11 protein-coding genes and 3 pseudogenes are annotated in these 13,324 nt (G+C 48.4%); 9 read left to right on the plus strand and 5 right to left on the minus strand.

The features are described 5' to 3' along the window. Positions 1-118 precede the first annotated feature (118 nt). The 3 genes and pseudogenes from H3001_RS17240 to mobA form a co-directional block, all read right to left on the minus strand. Positions 119-1,039: pseudogene (locus H3001_RS17240) on the minus strand (YWFCY domain-containing protein); the annotation flags it as partial. A gap of 72 nt (positions 1,040-1,111) precedes the next feature. Further along, positions 1,112-2,374 carry a conjugal transfer protein MobB gene (mobB, locus tag H3001_RS17245; RefSeq protein ID WP_181215593.1) on the minus strand — a complete coding sequence of 421 codons (1,263 nt, stop codon included), beginning with the start codon at positions 2,372-2,374 and terminating at the stop codon, positions 1,112-1,114. Further along, positions 2,359-2,793, minus strand: coding sequence for a conjugal transfer protein MobA (mobA, locus tag H3001_RS17250; protein ID WP_181215594.1), 435 nt, complete (start codon positions 2,791-2,793; stop codon positions 2,359-2,361). Before mobA ends, mobB begins: the two co-directional genes overlap by 16 nt. A gap of 724 nt (positions 2,794-3,517) precedes the next feature. Between mobA and H3001_RS17255 the strand changes: the two genes are divergently transcribed. From H3001_RS17255 to H3001_RS17270, 4 genes are all read left to right on the plus strand, one after another. Continuing rightward, positions 3,518-3,847: a DUF3408 domain-containing protein gene (locus H3001_RS17255; RefSeq protein WP_181215595.1), complete on the plus strand. Its 330-nt coding sequence runs from the start codon at positions 3,518-3,520 to the stop codon at positions 3,845-3,847. 124 nt (positions 3,848-3,971) lie between these two features. Then, entirely contained in the window at positions 3,972-4,730 is a 759-nt protein-coding gene (locus H3001_RS17260) for a ParA family protein (RefSeq protein ID WP_181215596.1), read from the plus strand. An 11-nt stretch (positions 4,731-4,741) separates the two neighbouring features. After that, positions 4,742-5,191, plus strand: a complete 450-nt coding sequence (locus H3001_RS17265) for a DUF3408 domain-containing protein (protein ID WP_181215597.1) — start codon at positions 4,742-4,744, stop codon at positions 5,189-5,191. Next, the gene (locus H3001_RS17270; protein ID WP_181215598.1) at positions 5,179-5,856 is read left to right on the plus strand and encodes a DUF4122 family protein; all 678 of its coding nucleotides are present in this window, start codon (positions 5,179-5,181) and stop codon (positions 5,854-5,856) included. The genes H3001_RS17265 and H3001_RS17270 overlap by 13 nt, the downstream gene beginning before the upstream one ends. A gap of 122 nt (positions 5,857-5,978) precedes the next feature. Here the strand turns inward: H3001_RS17270 and H3001_RS17275 are convergent, their stop codons facing one another. Next, positions 5,979-6,872, minus strand: a complete 894-nt coding sequence (locus H3001_RS17275; RefSeq protein ID WP_219915892.1) for an Abi family protein — start codon at positions 6,870-6,872, stop codon at positions 5,979-5,981. A gap of 1,283 nt (positions 6,873-8,155) precedes the next feature. Continuing rightward, positions 8,156-9,094, minus strand: coding sequence for a LysM peptidoglycan-binding domain-containing protein (locus H3001_RS17280; RefSeq protein WP_181215599.1), 939 nt, complete (start codon positions 9,092-9,094; stop codon positions 8,156-8,158). A 324-nt stretch (positions 9,095-9,418) separates the two neighbouring features. On the opposite strand from H3001_RS17280, the pseudogene H3001_RS17285 reads away from it, so the two are divergent. From H3001_RS17285 to H3001_RS17305, 5 genes and pseudogenes are all read left to right on the plus strand, one after another. Further along, positions 9,419-9,773: pseudogene (locus tag H3001_RS17285) on the plus strand (DUF4134 domain-containing protein). Positions 9,774-9,777: 4 nt separating this feature from the next. Then, positions 9,778-10,098 (plus strand): DUF4133 domain-containing protein, encoded by a 321-nt coding sequence (locus H3001_RS17290; protein WP_181215601.1) that lies wholly within the window; start codon positions 9,778-9,780, stop codon positions 10,096-10,098. After that, the gene (locus tag H3001_RS17295; protein ID WP_181215602.1) at positions 10,095-12,611 is read left to right on the plus strand and encodes a TraG family conjugative transposon ATPase; all 2,517 of its coding nucleotides are present in this window, start codon (positions 10,095-10,097) and stop codon (positions 12,609-12,611) included. The genes H3001_RS17290 and H3001_RS17295 overlap by 4 nt, the downstream gene beginning before the upstream one ends. 20 nt (positions 12,612-12,631) lie before the next feature. After that, on the plus strand, positions 12,632-12,991 hold the full coding sequence (locus tag H3001_RS17300; protein ID WP_181215603.1) for a DUF3876 domain-containing protein: 360 nt from the start codon (positions 12,632-12,634) through the stop codon (positions 12,989-12,991). Then, positions 12,988-13,200, plus strand: a pseudogene (locus H3001_RS17305) (DUF4141 domain-containing protein); the annotation flags it as partial. The gene H3001_RS17300 and the pseudogene H3001_RS17305, both read left to right, overlap by 4 nt. Between the last annotated feature and the right edge of the window lie 124 nt (positions 13,201-13,324).

A 13,324-nucleotide genomic window follows, 5' to 3' on the forward strand; every position in this document is an offset into this window, starting at 1 on the left:
TTAGCACAACCCATCACTGGAGATGCACCTTATAGTAGGCTACCGCTGACGGAACAGCGGGTTAAATCTTGCAATATACATTGCTGTTTAACAATCAATTACGTGACTTTTCAGGTCACACCCAGGTCTTGTTCAAATTCAACATGATGGTGTAGCTCGCTTCGTAGGCATCGGATATGTCCGTCATGAACATCGGGTTGATGGGATTGCAGCGGTGCGAGCGGTGAGGGTCATCGAAGTTTATGACATAGAACTTCGGGCTGACCTTGTACATGTCCTTGTTGTGCAGCAGCGTGTTGTAGGCAATGGTGGAGAGGTCATCGAATTTATAGTCGTAGATATAGACACTGAATCCTTTGGAAATCATCTGTTTAATGTAATTGTTCACTACCGCATAGGACTTTCCTGAGCCCGGAGTTCCCAATACAATGGTGGCCCGGAAAGGATTTACCACATTGATCCATCCGTCATTGAGCCTTCCCCCGTACAGGAAACGGGTGGGCAGGTTTACGGAGTATTCGTTCTCGACGAGCCGGGTTTCCTGCATGAAGGACTCGTTTTCCTCATTGAACACATCCTCCATGAGATTGTGCTTGTACAGGCGGCTTATCCACAGTCCGGCCATGAGCAGGCAGAGATAACCGGCAGCCAGCGTGGCGACATAAAGTGAGGTGACAGCCTCGTGCGGAAAAGGCAGGTCAAGCAACCACCAGTTGAGAAAGAAGAGAACCGCCCCGCCCGTGAGGAATGCCCAGATACGTGGCCAAGTGATTTTTTCTCCCTTTACACCTATCGTACCCATGCAGGATATGGCAAGGAGCAGCACAGCGATGAGCTTTGTCCAAAGGATGCATCCGAATATGCCGGTCGTCCGGTCGAAATTCAGCAGGATGCGGTCTATGACATCCAGATTGAGATGCCAGGCGGTCACGCTCGGATAACAGTACACATAAACGTGAACCACCAGAATGAATATGCTTACGGCGCGTCCGAAGTCCATGATTTTGGCCAGCGCCCTCAAGTCGTCTTCCTGTTGCATAAAAATGTTCGGTATTATGGAACACCTGTCCGGACAGGTGCCGACAGGTGTTCCGGGTTTGACATGATTCTTTCAGATACCGCGCGATTTGCGGCTTGCCGGTTTCTTTTTCCGCTTCATGCGGCGGCGGAAAGCCTCTTCCTCATAATCGACGGCGGGGTTGGACTCCATGGAAAGGATACCGGCTGCCTGTTCCAGCGCACTGCCGCTTTCCACCTTATGACGGTGATTTTGCCAAAGCTCTCCGGCCGTATGTTCCCGGAGTTCTTTTTCAGGTATGCTGTCCCACCAGCGGAAAAGCCCGTCAAATACGTTGGCCGAGAACTCCTTGCCCATGCGTGAGCCGTTGAACACTTCGCGCCGGTCGTGGTCAATGAACGTGACCCCATAGATGCGTCCGGCCTCGTTTTTGCGGAAGACCACGCCGATATGGTCTTTCTCCAGCATTCTTGCAAATTCCTTCCTTGAACGTGCGAGGCGCATCGCTTCCGCCACCTGTATCCGGATTGCCGGCTCCCATTTGCCGTCCTTGAAATCTTTCGTATGGGAAAGCATTTTCTTTTTCAGCCCCTCGTTGCCGAAACGCTTGCCGAAACGGGAACTCTTGAAAGGCGGGCTGACCACCCTGCCCCTGTCATCGGTAGCGGAATAGATGATGCCTGTATAAGGTTCTCCCTTGTACTCTCCCTTTACCAGCCTTGCCTCTATGTTGAGCGTGGAAAGCAATGCGCTGTATTCGCCGAAGGTCTGGAAACGGTAACTTTCGAGCACGGCCTTGAGAGTGCCACCGACCTGGTGGCGTACATCCCCCCTGGAGGCATCCACCTTCTTCAGTTCCGGTTTCAGGTTCCTATCTTCCATCTCTGCTCCGTTTCTGAGTCCGAAATCCTTTTCCAGTTCACGGCAGACGGTCATGGAGCGCCGGTGCTCGTAAGCGTCGCTGATTTTACGGCCGTTCTCATCCACACAGACGCTCACAATATGGATGTGCGTGTTGTGCGTGTCGCCGTGTCTGAAAACAATGTAAGGCTGGTCTCCATAGCCCATCTTTTCCATGTACCTTGCCGCCAGCTCTTCCAATTGCATGGCGGTCAGACGGTCTTCCGGAGCAGGACTGAGCGCGATGTGCAGTACCGGTTTCTCAGTATTGCGGTTCGCCAGCAGGTAGTTCTCAAAGGAGAGAAGCGTAAGGCGCATGTCCTCGCTCGGCTGTCCCAGACGGTCGGAAATCATGCGGTTTCCCGAAAGAATCTCCGCCGTGCCTTTCAGGACCTTTCCGTAATTGTAGGCGAGTGCGCCATAAAGGCTTGTGCCACGGCTTATCTTTGCAACCATTTCCGTCCGTATTCTTCAGTGAGTGCAATAACTTTCTTGCAGACGAGCATCAGTTCCAGGTTGGATTTCTCCAGCTTGTGGAGCAGGGCCATCGCCCGTTTCTCCCCGAAATTGTTCTTGACAGCCCTGACCACCTGGTTATAGTTGTTGCCGATGGCCTGGAACTGGCGGTAGAGTTCTGTCAGGCGGATGTAGTAGTCCATCGAGACCTTGTCAATTCTGACAACCTTCATTTCCCGTCCGAAAATCATCGCCTTGATGAATCTTGCCCGTTGCTTCATTCCGGATCTTTCAAACAGCAGCTCGAATTTACCGTTCTCTTCCGAGGTCAGCTTGATACCGTAGCGGAATACTGCCGGGTCAGTTTTCGGTTTCCTGCCCGTGCCTTTTCTTTTACCTCTTCTGTTTCTGTCTTCCATACACATTGATGTTTCCGATTGATGTTTCTTTCTTCATGGATTTCCGACTTTGGAGGAAATCCCTCCCGAGCCGTCGGGCGAGGGCAAGTCGTTTTGGGATGCCCGAATCATTTCGGGCTGCCCAAAACACAACTTGCTCTGCCCGCTTGGGCAGAAAATCCACCTTCGGCGGATTGCTGCGCGACGCTTGCGGCGGGCAGTGGTCCGACGAACTGCGGTTATATTTTTGCCTTCTTCTTGATGATGCAAAATTATCCGGTTGTAATCGGTTGTAAAACAATGGTTTGCATGACGTGTGATGTCGTGTGATGACATGTGATGCCAAGCGGCGGAAAAGCTGCGGATAAACGGGAAAAACATTCTACTTTTGGCATGACGCAAGGCTTCAGGCATTGTAACGGTACACTGCGGTATGTGCCGTACGGGTACAATACATGCCGTGGGGCATGAATATCTTGCGGCACATAACGGAATGACGCCTGTAATGAGGCGGTGCATTCATGCGGTACTTGCCATGATGCCCTGCATGACGGGATGCCATGATATTCCGCATCCTGTATTGTATGGATACATTGTACCGCTTACGGTACGGATATAATGTAGTGGACAATGTATGGATGTATTGCTGAACGTCCTGTATTCATGCGGAAAATGCAATGATGCGCCGGACATGGGAATGCCATTGAAGAAACAAACGATAATGAACCTCTAAATTCAGGAAACGATGAAAAAGAAACCGACTTTCAGTCCCGGCCACGGGGAGAAGCACAGTGGCAAGACCGTCATCGTGGAACAGCTTGTCTTTGTCCCGGAAAGGGGCGGCAGGAAGGAAAGGTATGAAGAGACCTTTCTCAGGCGGAAAGAGGGCGAGCACCGCAAGCAGACCTACATCAGTCATGAGATTTATTCCAAGCTGTCGCGCATGCTGCCCCTACTTGGTGAAGGCATGACCGTACCCGCATTTCTGGACAATGTGCTGGCGCACCATCTGGAAACCTACAGGAGCGAGCTGGAGGAACTGTTCCGTGACAAGGCGGGGCGGATGATGTTCTGATACCCTGCCATGCCGCATTGCGGCAGAACCGGCATTGTATCATGCCATGCACTGACGCAAGAAACGCGTTGATGCCATTACGATTCAGAAAACATGTACAATAACCCCAAAATTCATACAGAAGATGAAGAAAGAACCTTTGTTCGTTGCCTTGAGCAACCAGAAAGGAGGAGTCGGCAAATCTACCCTGACCATCCTTCTTGCCAGTTACTTCCACTACCGCAAGGACAAGAACGTACTCGTAGTGGACTGTGATTATCCCCAGCACAGCATCCGGGACATCCGTGAGTGGGATGTCAAGGCTGTGGAAAAGAGCGAAACGCTCCAAAGCCGCCTGATGAACCAGTTCGGCGAGAGCGGAAGGAAAGCCTACAACATCCTGACCTCCACTCCGGAGGAGGCCAAACAGACGGCTTTTGAATTTCTGGACCGCTCCGATACGGCCTACGACCTGGTGCTGGTCGATCTGCCCGGGACGGTCAATGCCACCGGGGTGTTCCGCTCCATCGTCAATATGGACTATCTTTTTGTTCCGGTCACGCAGAACCGTATGGTCATGCAAAGCAGCATGAACTTCGTGCTTGCCATCCGTGAGCTTCTCAGCCGCAACCGGGAGTTCCCTCTGCATGAGGTGCGCCTTTTCTGGAACCAGATGGACCGCCGCGTATCCAGGGAACTGTACAACGCCTACATGGAGATTTTCAGGCATCTGAGACTTGAGGTGATGGAAACGGTGCTTCCCAAAGCCGAACGCTACAACAGGGGTATCGGGCGTGACGGCCAGATTTTCCGTAGTACGCTGTTCCCGCCTTCTCCGGGACTGCTGAAGGGAAGCAATATCGACCTGCTTGCCGAAGAAATGGAACGGATACTCGGCATTTAATCCGGACGGCTATGGCAAACAAGAACAGAACGATATACAGTGTGGACGAGGACCTGCTCAAACGTGTGGTGGCAGGGGACACTTCCGCACTGGGGGAAATGGAAGAGAGGGAATCCGTTCCAGCCGAAAAAAAGGACAGCAAGCCTGCAAGCCGGGAAAAAAAGGAGAAGGCACGTGCGTCTTCCGATGACGGTTCCGACACGGTAGACATGCGGACCGGCTATGACGAATATCGGGAGCGTTTCCTGAGCGAGCGGCTTACCGGAACCAGGCGGCAGACCTATATCCATGACTCGCTGTACCGGGTCATTTCCGGTGTGCTTCCTGTCATCGCCCCGGAAATGTCCGTACCCACTTTTGTGAACAACGTGCTGTCCGACCATCTGAAACAATACGAAGAGATAATAAACGGCATTTATAATGAACAAGCAATAAAGAAACCTGTGCAATGGAAGAAATAGTTTACCTGTCAGTGCGCCTTTCCTGTGTCTTCTACCTTTTATATAAGGTATGGCATACAAAAGGGCAAGTGCGGAAAGTATGTGACCTGCTTTATGGGGACGCTGTGTCCCGCAAGCGGAAGAAGACGGTGGATGGAGTACCGGAAGTTCCTGTGGCGGAAAATGACACGGAGGACGTTATGGGGGACACCACCTATGTCTATCTGGACGAGAATGCCGGAAAGACCGCAGCCCCGTTCATGAGCCTGCCTTTGGAAAGCGATTTTATCGGTGAGGAAAAAGATATGGGGGAAGAGGTGGAATGCAATCTCCCTCTGGAAGAGATGAGGCTCCTGAAAGAGGAACAGGAGGAACTGGACGGTAATGCGCCGGAAGTGGAAACGGTCACCCAGGCCATTACCCAGGCTGACCTTGAGAACATGGGGGACGTGATTTTCGGAGTAGGCAACGCCGACCGGGACGAGGGGAAGTCGCTGCGTGCGGCCATTACCCTGCACGCCATCCGGGAAACGGAAATGTACGCCGTCATAGAGGCGCAAGTGGAGAACAAGGAGTTCCTGACGGAATTGATGGAACGGTATCTGGACGAGGACGGCAATCCCATACGGCACAGGATGCCCAAAAAGACGGGTGTTCCTGGTAGGGACTGGCGGGAACTGCTGTAGGGGCGGTTCCGGAACTTTTCCTGTTTAAAGGAAAGAAAGCACATAAAAGACAGTTCCTGCAAATCATGCTTTCAGATGGCATGGCTTGCAGGAACTGTCTTTATTTTCGGGTAACTCTTCCCCTATTTCCATAAGTCCTCTTCTTTCCACCTTGGGGGAAATCCCATAGCCGCTGTGTCCACATTTGGATATTCAGTCAGCAATTTTTTGAAATCCGCAGTTAAGGTATTGCCCGGCGCAACCGCATTAAGCCAATATGCCATGCAACAGAATACGGCATAAAAACGGTTTGCGACCTGTGGCCTGTCCGCTATCCATGCCTGTCTCAAAGACACGGGCATTTGCGGCATGACCGGCATGGCACGGTTCCATATCCGTCCGTGATGGGCACACGCATTTCTGAGCGCATTGACCGCTTTCATCCAGCTTTCAAGAATCTCGTGTTGCGGTACACCATAAGAACGGGCTATTTTCTTTTTAATGGGAATATCGGCAAAGTTGAAGTATAGCTTGGTCAAACAACCGAATGACGCCAAATCCAACAGTTTCCATGCAGGAGGAAAACTGTCCTTGCCGTATTTCTCATAATGCTCCTTTATGAAATCATCCTTTGAGCGCTGGAGTTCCCTTTCCAGCGTTCCCAGATTTTCGGTAAACTTATGCTTGTCCACCGCTTTCTCCGCATCCATAAACCAAAAGGCACCGTGTGCCAAAGAGAACCGGTTGATGATTTTCGAACGCAATGAAACTTCGATTTTCTGTATGGCGGAGAAAACCAGCAATCTCAGCCGGGAATCAAACTCATATAGGGAAACCGCTTTTTCAAAAGAGGCTCCAGGCTTAAACCCTGCATGTCCATCCGTCCGCTCCATCGGTCGCAGGTAAGCGTCGAACCGGAAATAGCTGACATTCTCAAGAAAGGACTCGGCTTTTTTTTCATCGGCAATTTCCAGTCCTTTTGCTTTCAGAACCGCAATCAAATCGGGAATGCCAAGAGGGGGATTGGTATAATTCATAACATATCTATATAAAAAAAGTTCCGCCCTGGTACGCTGTTCGACGGGAAGCGTGGCGGATTCTAGTAATGCAAAGGTACACTTTTATTTTTACATGAGCAAATTCTCATCGGAAAATTGTTGCATGACCGATATGAAGGTCAAGCTTTTACATTGCTAAATGCCTGACCTTTTATTACATTAGAATGTATCTATTCATAAAATATGTTGTTTACTTGTGTGTAACATAAAAAATTGCTATTCCCAATACAATGGCAGCTGCAATACTTCCCAGTGCTATAAAGAGATAGTCGGGATAATAAAATTCAAGGTCAATGTAAGGTATATATCTTTTCTTTATATACTTATTCCAAAACCAAATGATGAATTTCCCTATTCGTTTTAATGTGATGATATTAGCCATTCTGTTTTCCTTATTTAATTGAAAAATAGGTAATTGCCATTCCCAAGATAATGGCACATACAAGAATCCCCAATGCTATAAAGAGATAGTTGGGATAATGAAACTCAAGGTCCATATAAGGTATATGTTTTCGTTTCACATATTTACTCCATAGCCAAATAATATATTTGCCTATACTTTCCAATCCTACAATATCAATCATTATTTTCGTTTTTTGAATATTCATTCCATAATTCGTTTTAGAAACAAACCGACCATTCAGAGGTTTTCCATTACTCTTAGAGGTCTTTTATCAGTCTGAATAACGCATATCCTATTATGATGAATAATATTCCTGCAATAATGCCAACTATCCAGAATAGTTTTATTGGATATTGAAATATAATATCCTCATATTTTATCTTTTTTTTCTGTGTATGATTATGCCAAATCCAAACTAAGAATTTTCCGACATGATAATATATACCTGGTGCACTCATTATATTTTATATTGCTCATTTTTTACAGAAAAATAAATAATTGCTATGCCCAATATAATGGCAGCTATAATACTTCCCAGTACTATAAAGAGATAATTAGGATAATAAAATTCAAGGTCAATGTAGGGTATATATCTTTTCTTTATATACTTATTCCACAACCAAATGATGAATTTTCCTATTCTTTAATGTGATGACATTAGCCATTCTGTTTCCTTTATTTAATTGAAAAATAAGTAACTGCTATGACTAAAAAAATGGCAACAACAAGACATCCCAGTGCTATAAAGAGATAGTTGGGATAATGAAACTCAAGGTCCATATAAGGTATATGTTTTCGTTTTACATATTTACTCCATAGCCAAATAATATATTTGCCTATACTTTCCAGTCCTACAATATCAATCATTATTTTCGTTTTTTGAATATTCATTCCATATACTGATTCCATAGTTCATATCGTTCCAAAATTTTTTACTTTCGACATGCATTATGTAATGTCCTCTTGCCTGCTTGAATTTTTTGCTTGCTTCTTTTTGCCAACCTTTTCCTGAAGGTTTATACATTTTATATTGTTTCGTTTTTAAAAATGGATTATATCCATTTATCAACCCTTTTTCAACTTTGCCACAAAAGCCAATAGCTTTAACCCCTCCAAAAAGGGGAAGCGATATTATATCCAAAAAAGCCTCAAACCGTTCTTCCGGTAATTGACTTGCTCCGGCAAAAGTACGTCCTGTAAAAAAGACAACAGGAGAATTAATCTTGCTATAAAGTATGTTGGCAACTATCTTACCTATGCCGTCAAGAAAAGTGTCGGATGGTGAATCCAACCAAAATTCAAGAGAAGTTAAAGCTCCAGCTTCTTTAATTTCTCCATTATCTACCGTGTGGGGTATATCTATAATCCTTCTTTCCGTTATGTCAATTATTAATAATCTTTGTCCTATGGATATAGAATACTCACTTGACAGGTCGTTCCATCTTTTTAATTCCTCAACAGTAACGTCAAACATTTCTGCAATATATGCTAAGGTATCTCCTTCAGAAACGATATATCCTGCACATCCGTTTTTGTCAAACAGCCCTCTAAGGCTTTTCTTTATCATTTCCTTTGAGGTATCAATGCATTGTATTTGAACAATGTTAGGTATGCATATTTGGTATGGCAATATATTATCATTCATATCTATGACTGTTCCATCCGCGTCCTCATAATAATTCTGATATTGTACAAAAGCATATCCTTCTCCTATGACAAATCCGGTATATGGGATTCCCTTTGCTTTATAATCCAGAAAATCTTCTCTGCTTATAAAAATATTATTGTATTGACTCATAGATAGAATTATTAAATATTATGTCCTGTCTATAAAATGTTTTTGACCGCTTATTTATATTACAGCCTAAAAAGTCAATAATAAGGATACGGATCTTGAAATGATATACTGCTCTTTATCCATGATAATCAAATAAGACGGCGTGTTTTCAAATATACGAAAAAAACAGGGAAAAAGAAAATTTTGATGTGCTTTTTATTGTTACTGTTATTTCTGGTGGAAATAAAGTAATGAAATCAATCTTCCTGTATATGAAACCATCGTGTTTCTGACATCTGATGCCATGTGATGATATGTGGTGAAGCATTTGTACATCAGTGTATTATGCCATGTATTTTTGTTGTCGAAATCAAAGAAAAGTGTAACCTAAAATGTTTCGACAATGAGAAAAAGAATCCTGTTTTCGGTATTGAGTGTGTTAGTGGCAGCGAATGCCTTTGCCCAGGGCGAGGGACTTGCTGGTATCAACGAGGCGACAAACCTCATGACCTCGTATTTCGACCCGGCGACAAAACTGTGCTACGCCATCGGCGCCGTGCTCGGTCTGGTGGGCGGCATCAAGACCTACGGCAAGTTTTCGAGCGGTGATCCGGATACCTCGAAGACGGCGGCCTCGTGGTTTTTCGCCTGCATTTTCCTGATTGTGGCGGCTACCATCCTGCGTTCGTTCTTCCTTTGAGCCTATGGAGTATCCGATGAACAAAGGCGTTGGAAAGGGAGTGGAGTTTAAAGGGCTGACCACCATGTACCTGTTTGTATTCGTGACCGGTCTTGCCGCCGTTCTTCTTGCGGTAATCGTGCTCTATCTTGCCGGAGTGAGCCAATGGATATGTATCCTCTCCGGTCTGTCAGCCGGCAGTATGCTGGTCTGGCTGGTCTTCCGGCTGAACGCAAGGTACGGCGAGCACGGCCTGATGAAGATGCTGGCAGAGAAACGCCATCCCCGTTACCTGATCCGCCGCAAGAGAATCTTCCGATTACTGACCAAAAGAAAAGAATCATGAGAAATGTACTGAAAGCCGAGACACTGGAACGCAAGTTCCCCCTGCTGGCCGTGGAGCACGGCTTCATCGTAAGCAAGGATGCCGACCTGACGGCTGTATTCGAGGTACGGCTTCCGGAGCTGTACACGGTGACGGGAGCCGAGTATGAGGCCATCCATTCGGCCTGGGTAAAAGCCATCCGGGTGCTGCCTGACTATTCGGTGGTCTGCAAGCAGGACTGGTTCGTGAAGGAGACCTACCGGCCTGATTTCGGGAAAGAGGGACAAAGTTTCCTTGCCAAAAGTTATGAACGGCATTTTAACGAGCGTCCGTACCTGAACCATTACTGTTATCTGTTCCTGACAAAGACAACAAAGGAGCGCAGCCGCCAAAAGAGTGACTTCAGCACGCTCTGCCGGGGAACCATACTTCCAAAGGAAATTGCGGACAGGGACACGGCCGTCCGTTTTCTGGAAGCGGTGGAACAGTTCGAGCGGATTATGAACGACTCCGGTCTGGTTTCCATCCGGCGTATGGGTGAAGCGGAAATCACAGGCACTTCCGACCGTCCGGGACTGGTGGAACAATACTTCTGCCTCTCGACGGACAAAGGGAACACAGTGCTGGAAGACATTTACCTCGAACCGGGGGAAATGCGCATCGGAGACAAGCGGATCTGCCTGCATACCCTCTCGGAAGCGGGCGACCTGCCCGGCAAGGTGGGAACCGACATGCGCTACGGGAGGATGTCCACAGACCGGAGCGACTGCCGCCTTTCGTTTGCCGCACCGGTGGGGCTGCTCCTGTCCTGCAACCATATCTATTCGCAGTATGTCTTTGTCGATGATGCAAAGGAAACGCTGCTGGATATGGAAAAGACTTCCCGCAACCTGCTTTCCCTCTCCCGTTACAGCCGCAGCAATGCGATTAACCGGGAATGGGTGGAGATGTATCTGGACGAGGCGCATGCGAAAGGGCTGTTGCCGGTACGCTGCCACTGCAACGTGCTGGCATGGGCCGAAGATGCGGAGGAGCTGCGCCGGGTGAAAAACGACACTGGAAGCCAGCTTGCCATGATGGAATGCACGCCCCGGCACAACACGGTGGATGCTCCCGTGCTCTACTGGGCCGGAATTCCTGGCAATGCGGGCGACTTTCCGGCGGAAGAAAGTTTCCATACCTTTCTGGAGCAGGCCGTCTGCCTGTTTACGGAGGAAACGAACTACCGCAGTTCTCCCAGTCCGTTCGGAATCCGGCTGGCAGACCGCCAGAACGGTATTCCCGTGCATGTGGACATCAGCGACGAACCCATGCGGCGCGGCATCATTACGAACCGCAACAAGTTTATCCTAGGACCGTCAGGAAGCGGAAAGTCGTTCTTTACCAACCATCTGGTGCGAAACTACTATGAACAGGGCGCGCATGTGCTTCTGGTGGATACGGGAAACAGCTATCAGGGGCTTTGCCGGCTGATCAACGAGCGGACACACGGTGAGGACGGGATTTACATCACGTATGAAGAGGAGCACCCGATTACCTTCAACCCCTTCTATACCGATTCGGGACAGTTTGACGTGGAGAAACGCGAAAGCATCAAGACACTGATTCTGACTCTGTGGAAACGTGAGGACGAGGCTCCGAAACGCTCGGAAGAAGTGGCCCTGTCAGGGGCGGTGAACGCCTATATCCGCAGGATAACGGAAGACAGGAGACTCAAGCCCGACTTCAACGGCTTTTACGAATTTGTCCGTGACGACTACCGGCGTATGATGGAGGAAAAGAAGATACGTGAGAAGGACTTTGACATTGACGGTTTCCTGAACGTGCTGGAGCCTTTCTACAAAGGGGGCGACTATGATTTCCTGCTGAACTCGGACAAGGAGGAGGACCTGGCGAACAAGCGGTTCATCGTGTTCGAGCTGGACAACATCTCCTCGAACAAGGTGCTGCTTCCGGTGGTGACACTGATTATCATGGAAACATTCATTTCCAAGATGCGCAGGCTGAAAGGCATCCGGAAGATGATACTGATTGAAGAATGCTGGAAGGCCCTGATGTCGGCCAATATGAGTGCCTATGTACTTTACCTGTTCAAGACGGTCAGAAAGTATTTCGGGGAGGCTGTTGTGGTCACGCAGGAGGTGGACGACATCATTTCGTCCCCGATCGTAAAGGAGGCCATCATCAACAACTCTGACTGCAAGATACTCCTGGACCAGCGGAAATACATGAACAAGTTCGAGCATATCCAGAAACTGCTCGGGCTGACGGAAAAGGAGAAAGGACAGATTCTCTCCATCAACCAGGCCAACCGTCCGGGAACTCCCTACCGCGAGGTCTGGATCGGTCTGGGAGGAACGCACTCGGCAGTCTATGCCACGGAAGTGAGCCCGGAAGAATATCTGGTGTTTACGACGGAAGAGACCGAGAAGATGGAAGTGCAGCGGCTTTCGGAGGAACAGGGAGGGAGCCTTGAATTTGCCGTAAGAAGGCTGGCTGAGGAAAAAAGAGAGAAAACAAAAGACAGACATTAAATCCTGAAATGTAAATGATTATGGGAAACAGACATTTATTGAGAATGGCCGTCTGCCTGATAGGGGCGGCGACACTGCTGCTGCAAAGTTGCACGGACGGGAAGGCTACAGATCCGGACAGGCTGTGCGGGTCATGGACGAGTGTGGAAGGAAAGCCCGACGTGCTGATATACAGGGAGGGCAGGAACTATAAGGTGACGGTGTTTGCCCGAAGCGGAAAGACACGACGGCTGAAGCCGCAGACCTACCTGCTGGTGGAGGAGAACGGCAACCTGTTCATCAACACCGGATACCGCATCGACGTGGCCTACAATGAGGAGACGGACATATTGACCTTCTCCCCGAACGGTGACTATATACGGAAGGAGGAACGGCCATGAAGACAAGAACGCTTATCGCCTGTGCGGGACTTTTGCTCGCGGCCGGACAGTCAAGGGCGCAATGGGTAGTTACCGACCCCGGCAATCTGGCACAAAGCATCATCAACATGTCGGACAATATCGCGCATACCTCGAAGACCGCTGTCAATACGGCGGAGAACTTTGCCGAGACGGTCAAGATTTACCAGCAGGCCAAGCAGTATTATGATGGTGCGCCCGTATAGGCGATATAATAAATGTAGCATTGGCAAGCTATTAGGTAAGTGTTCCAATATTTACCTATCATCACCAGCTTATCTGCCCACGAAAGGACGGCAGGGAGTATAGCACGCT

The sequence above is a fragment of the Phocaeicola faecicola genome, assembly GCF_013618865.1.
Lineage (GTDB): Bacteria > Bacteroidota > Bacteroidia > Bacteroidales > Bacteroidaceae > Phocaeicola > Phocaeicola faecicola.

What these genes read in the sequence shown, in the direction of transcription:
- mobB (WP_181215593.1), bottom strand. Translation starts at nt 2,374, where the DNA reads ATGGTTGCAAAGATAAGCCGTGGCACAAGCCTTTATGGCGCACTCGCC.
- mobA (WP_181215594.1), bottom strand. Translation starts at nt 2,793, where the DNA reads ATGGAAGACAGAAACAGAAGAGGTAAAAGAAAAGGCACGGGCAGGAAA.
- H3001_RS17255 (WP_181215595.1), top strand. Translation starts at nt 3,518, where the DNA reads ATGAAAAAGAAACCGACTTTCAGTCCCGGCCACGGGGAGAAGCACAGT.
- H3001_RS17260 (WP_181215596.1), top strand. Translation starts at nt 3,972, where the DNA reads ATGAAGAAAGAACCTTTGTTCGTTGCCTTGAGCAACCAGAAAGGAGGA.
- H3001_RS17265 (WP_181215597.1), top strand. Translation starts at nt 4,742, where the DNA reads ATGGCAAACAAGAACAGAACGATATACAGTGTGGACGAGGACCTGCTC.
- H3001_RS17270 (WP_181215598.1), top strand. Translation starts at nt 5,179, where the DNA reads ATGGAAGAAATAGTTTACCTGTCAGTGCGCCTTTCCTGTGTCTTCTAC.
- H3001_RS17275 (WP_219915892.1), bottom strand. Translation starts at nt 6,872, where the DNA reads ATGAATTATACCAATCCCCCTCTTGGCATTCCCGATTTGATTGCGGTT.
- H3001_RS17280 (WP_181215599.1), bottom strand. Translation starts at nt 9,094, where the DNA reads ATGAGTCAATACAATAATATTTTTATAAGCAGAGAAGATTTTCTGGAT.
- H3001_RS17290 (WP_181215601.1), top strand. Translation starts at nt 9,778, where the DNA reads ATGGAGTATCCGATGAACAAAGGCGTTGGAAAGGGAGTGGAGTTTAAA.
- H3001_RS17295 (WP_181215602.1), top strand. Translation starts at nt 10,095, where the DNA reads ATGAGAAATGTACTGAAAGCCGAGACACTGGAACGCAAGTTCCCCCTG.
- H3001_RS17300 (WP_181215603.1), top strand. Translation starts at nt 12,632, where the DNA reads ATGGGAAACAGACATTTATTGAGAATGGCCGTCTGCCTGATAGGGGCG.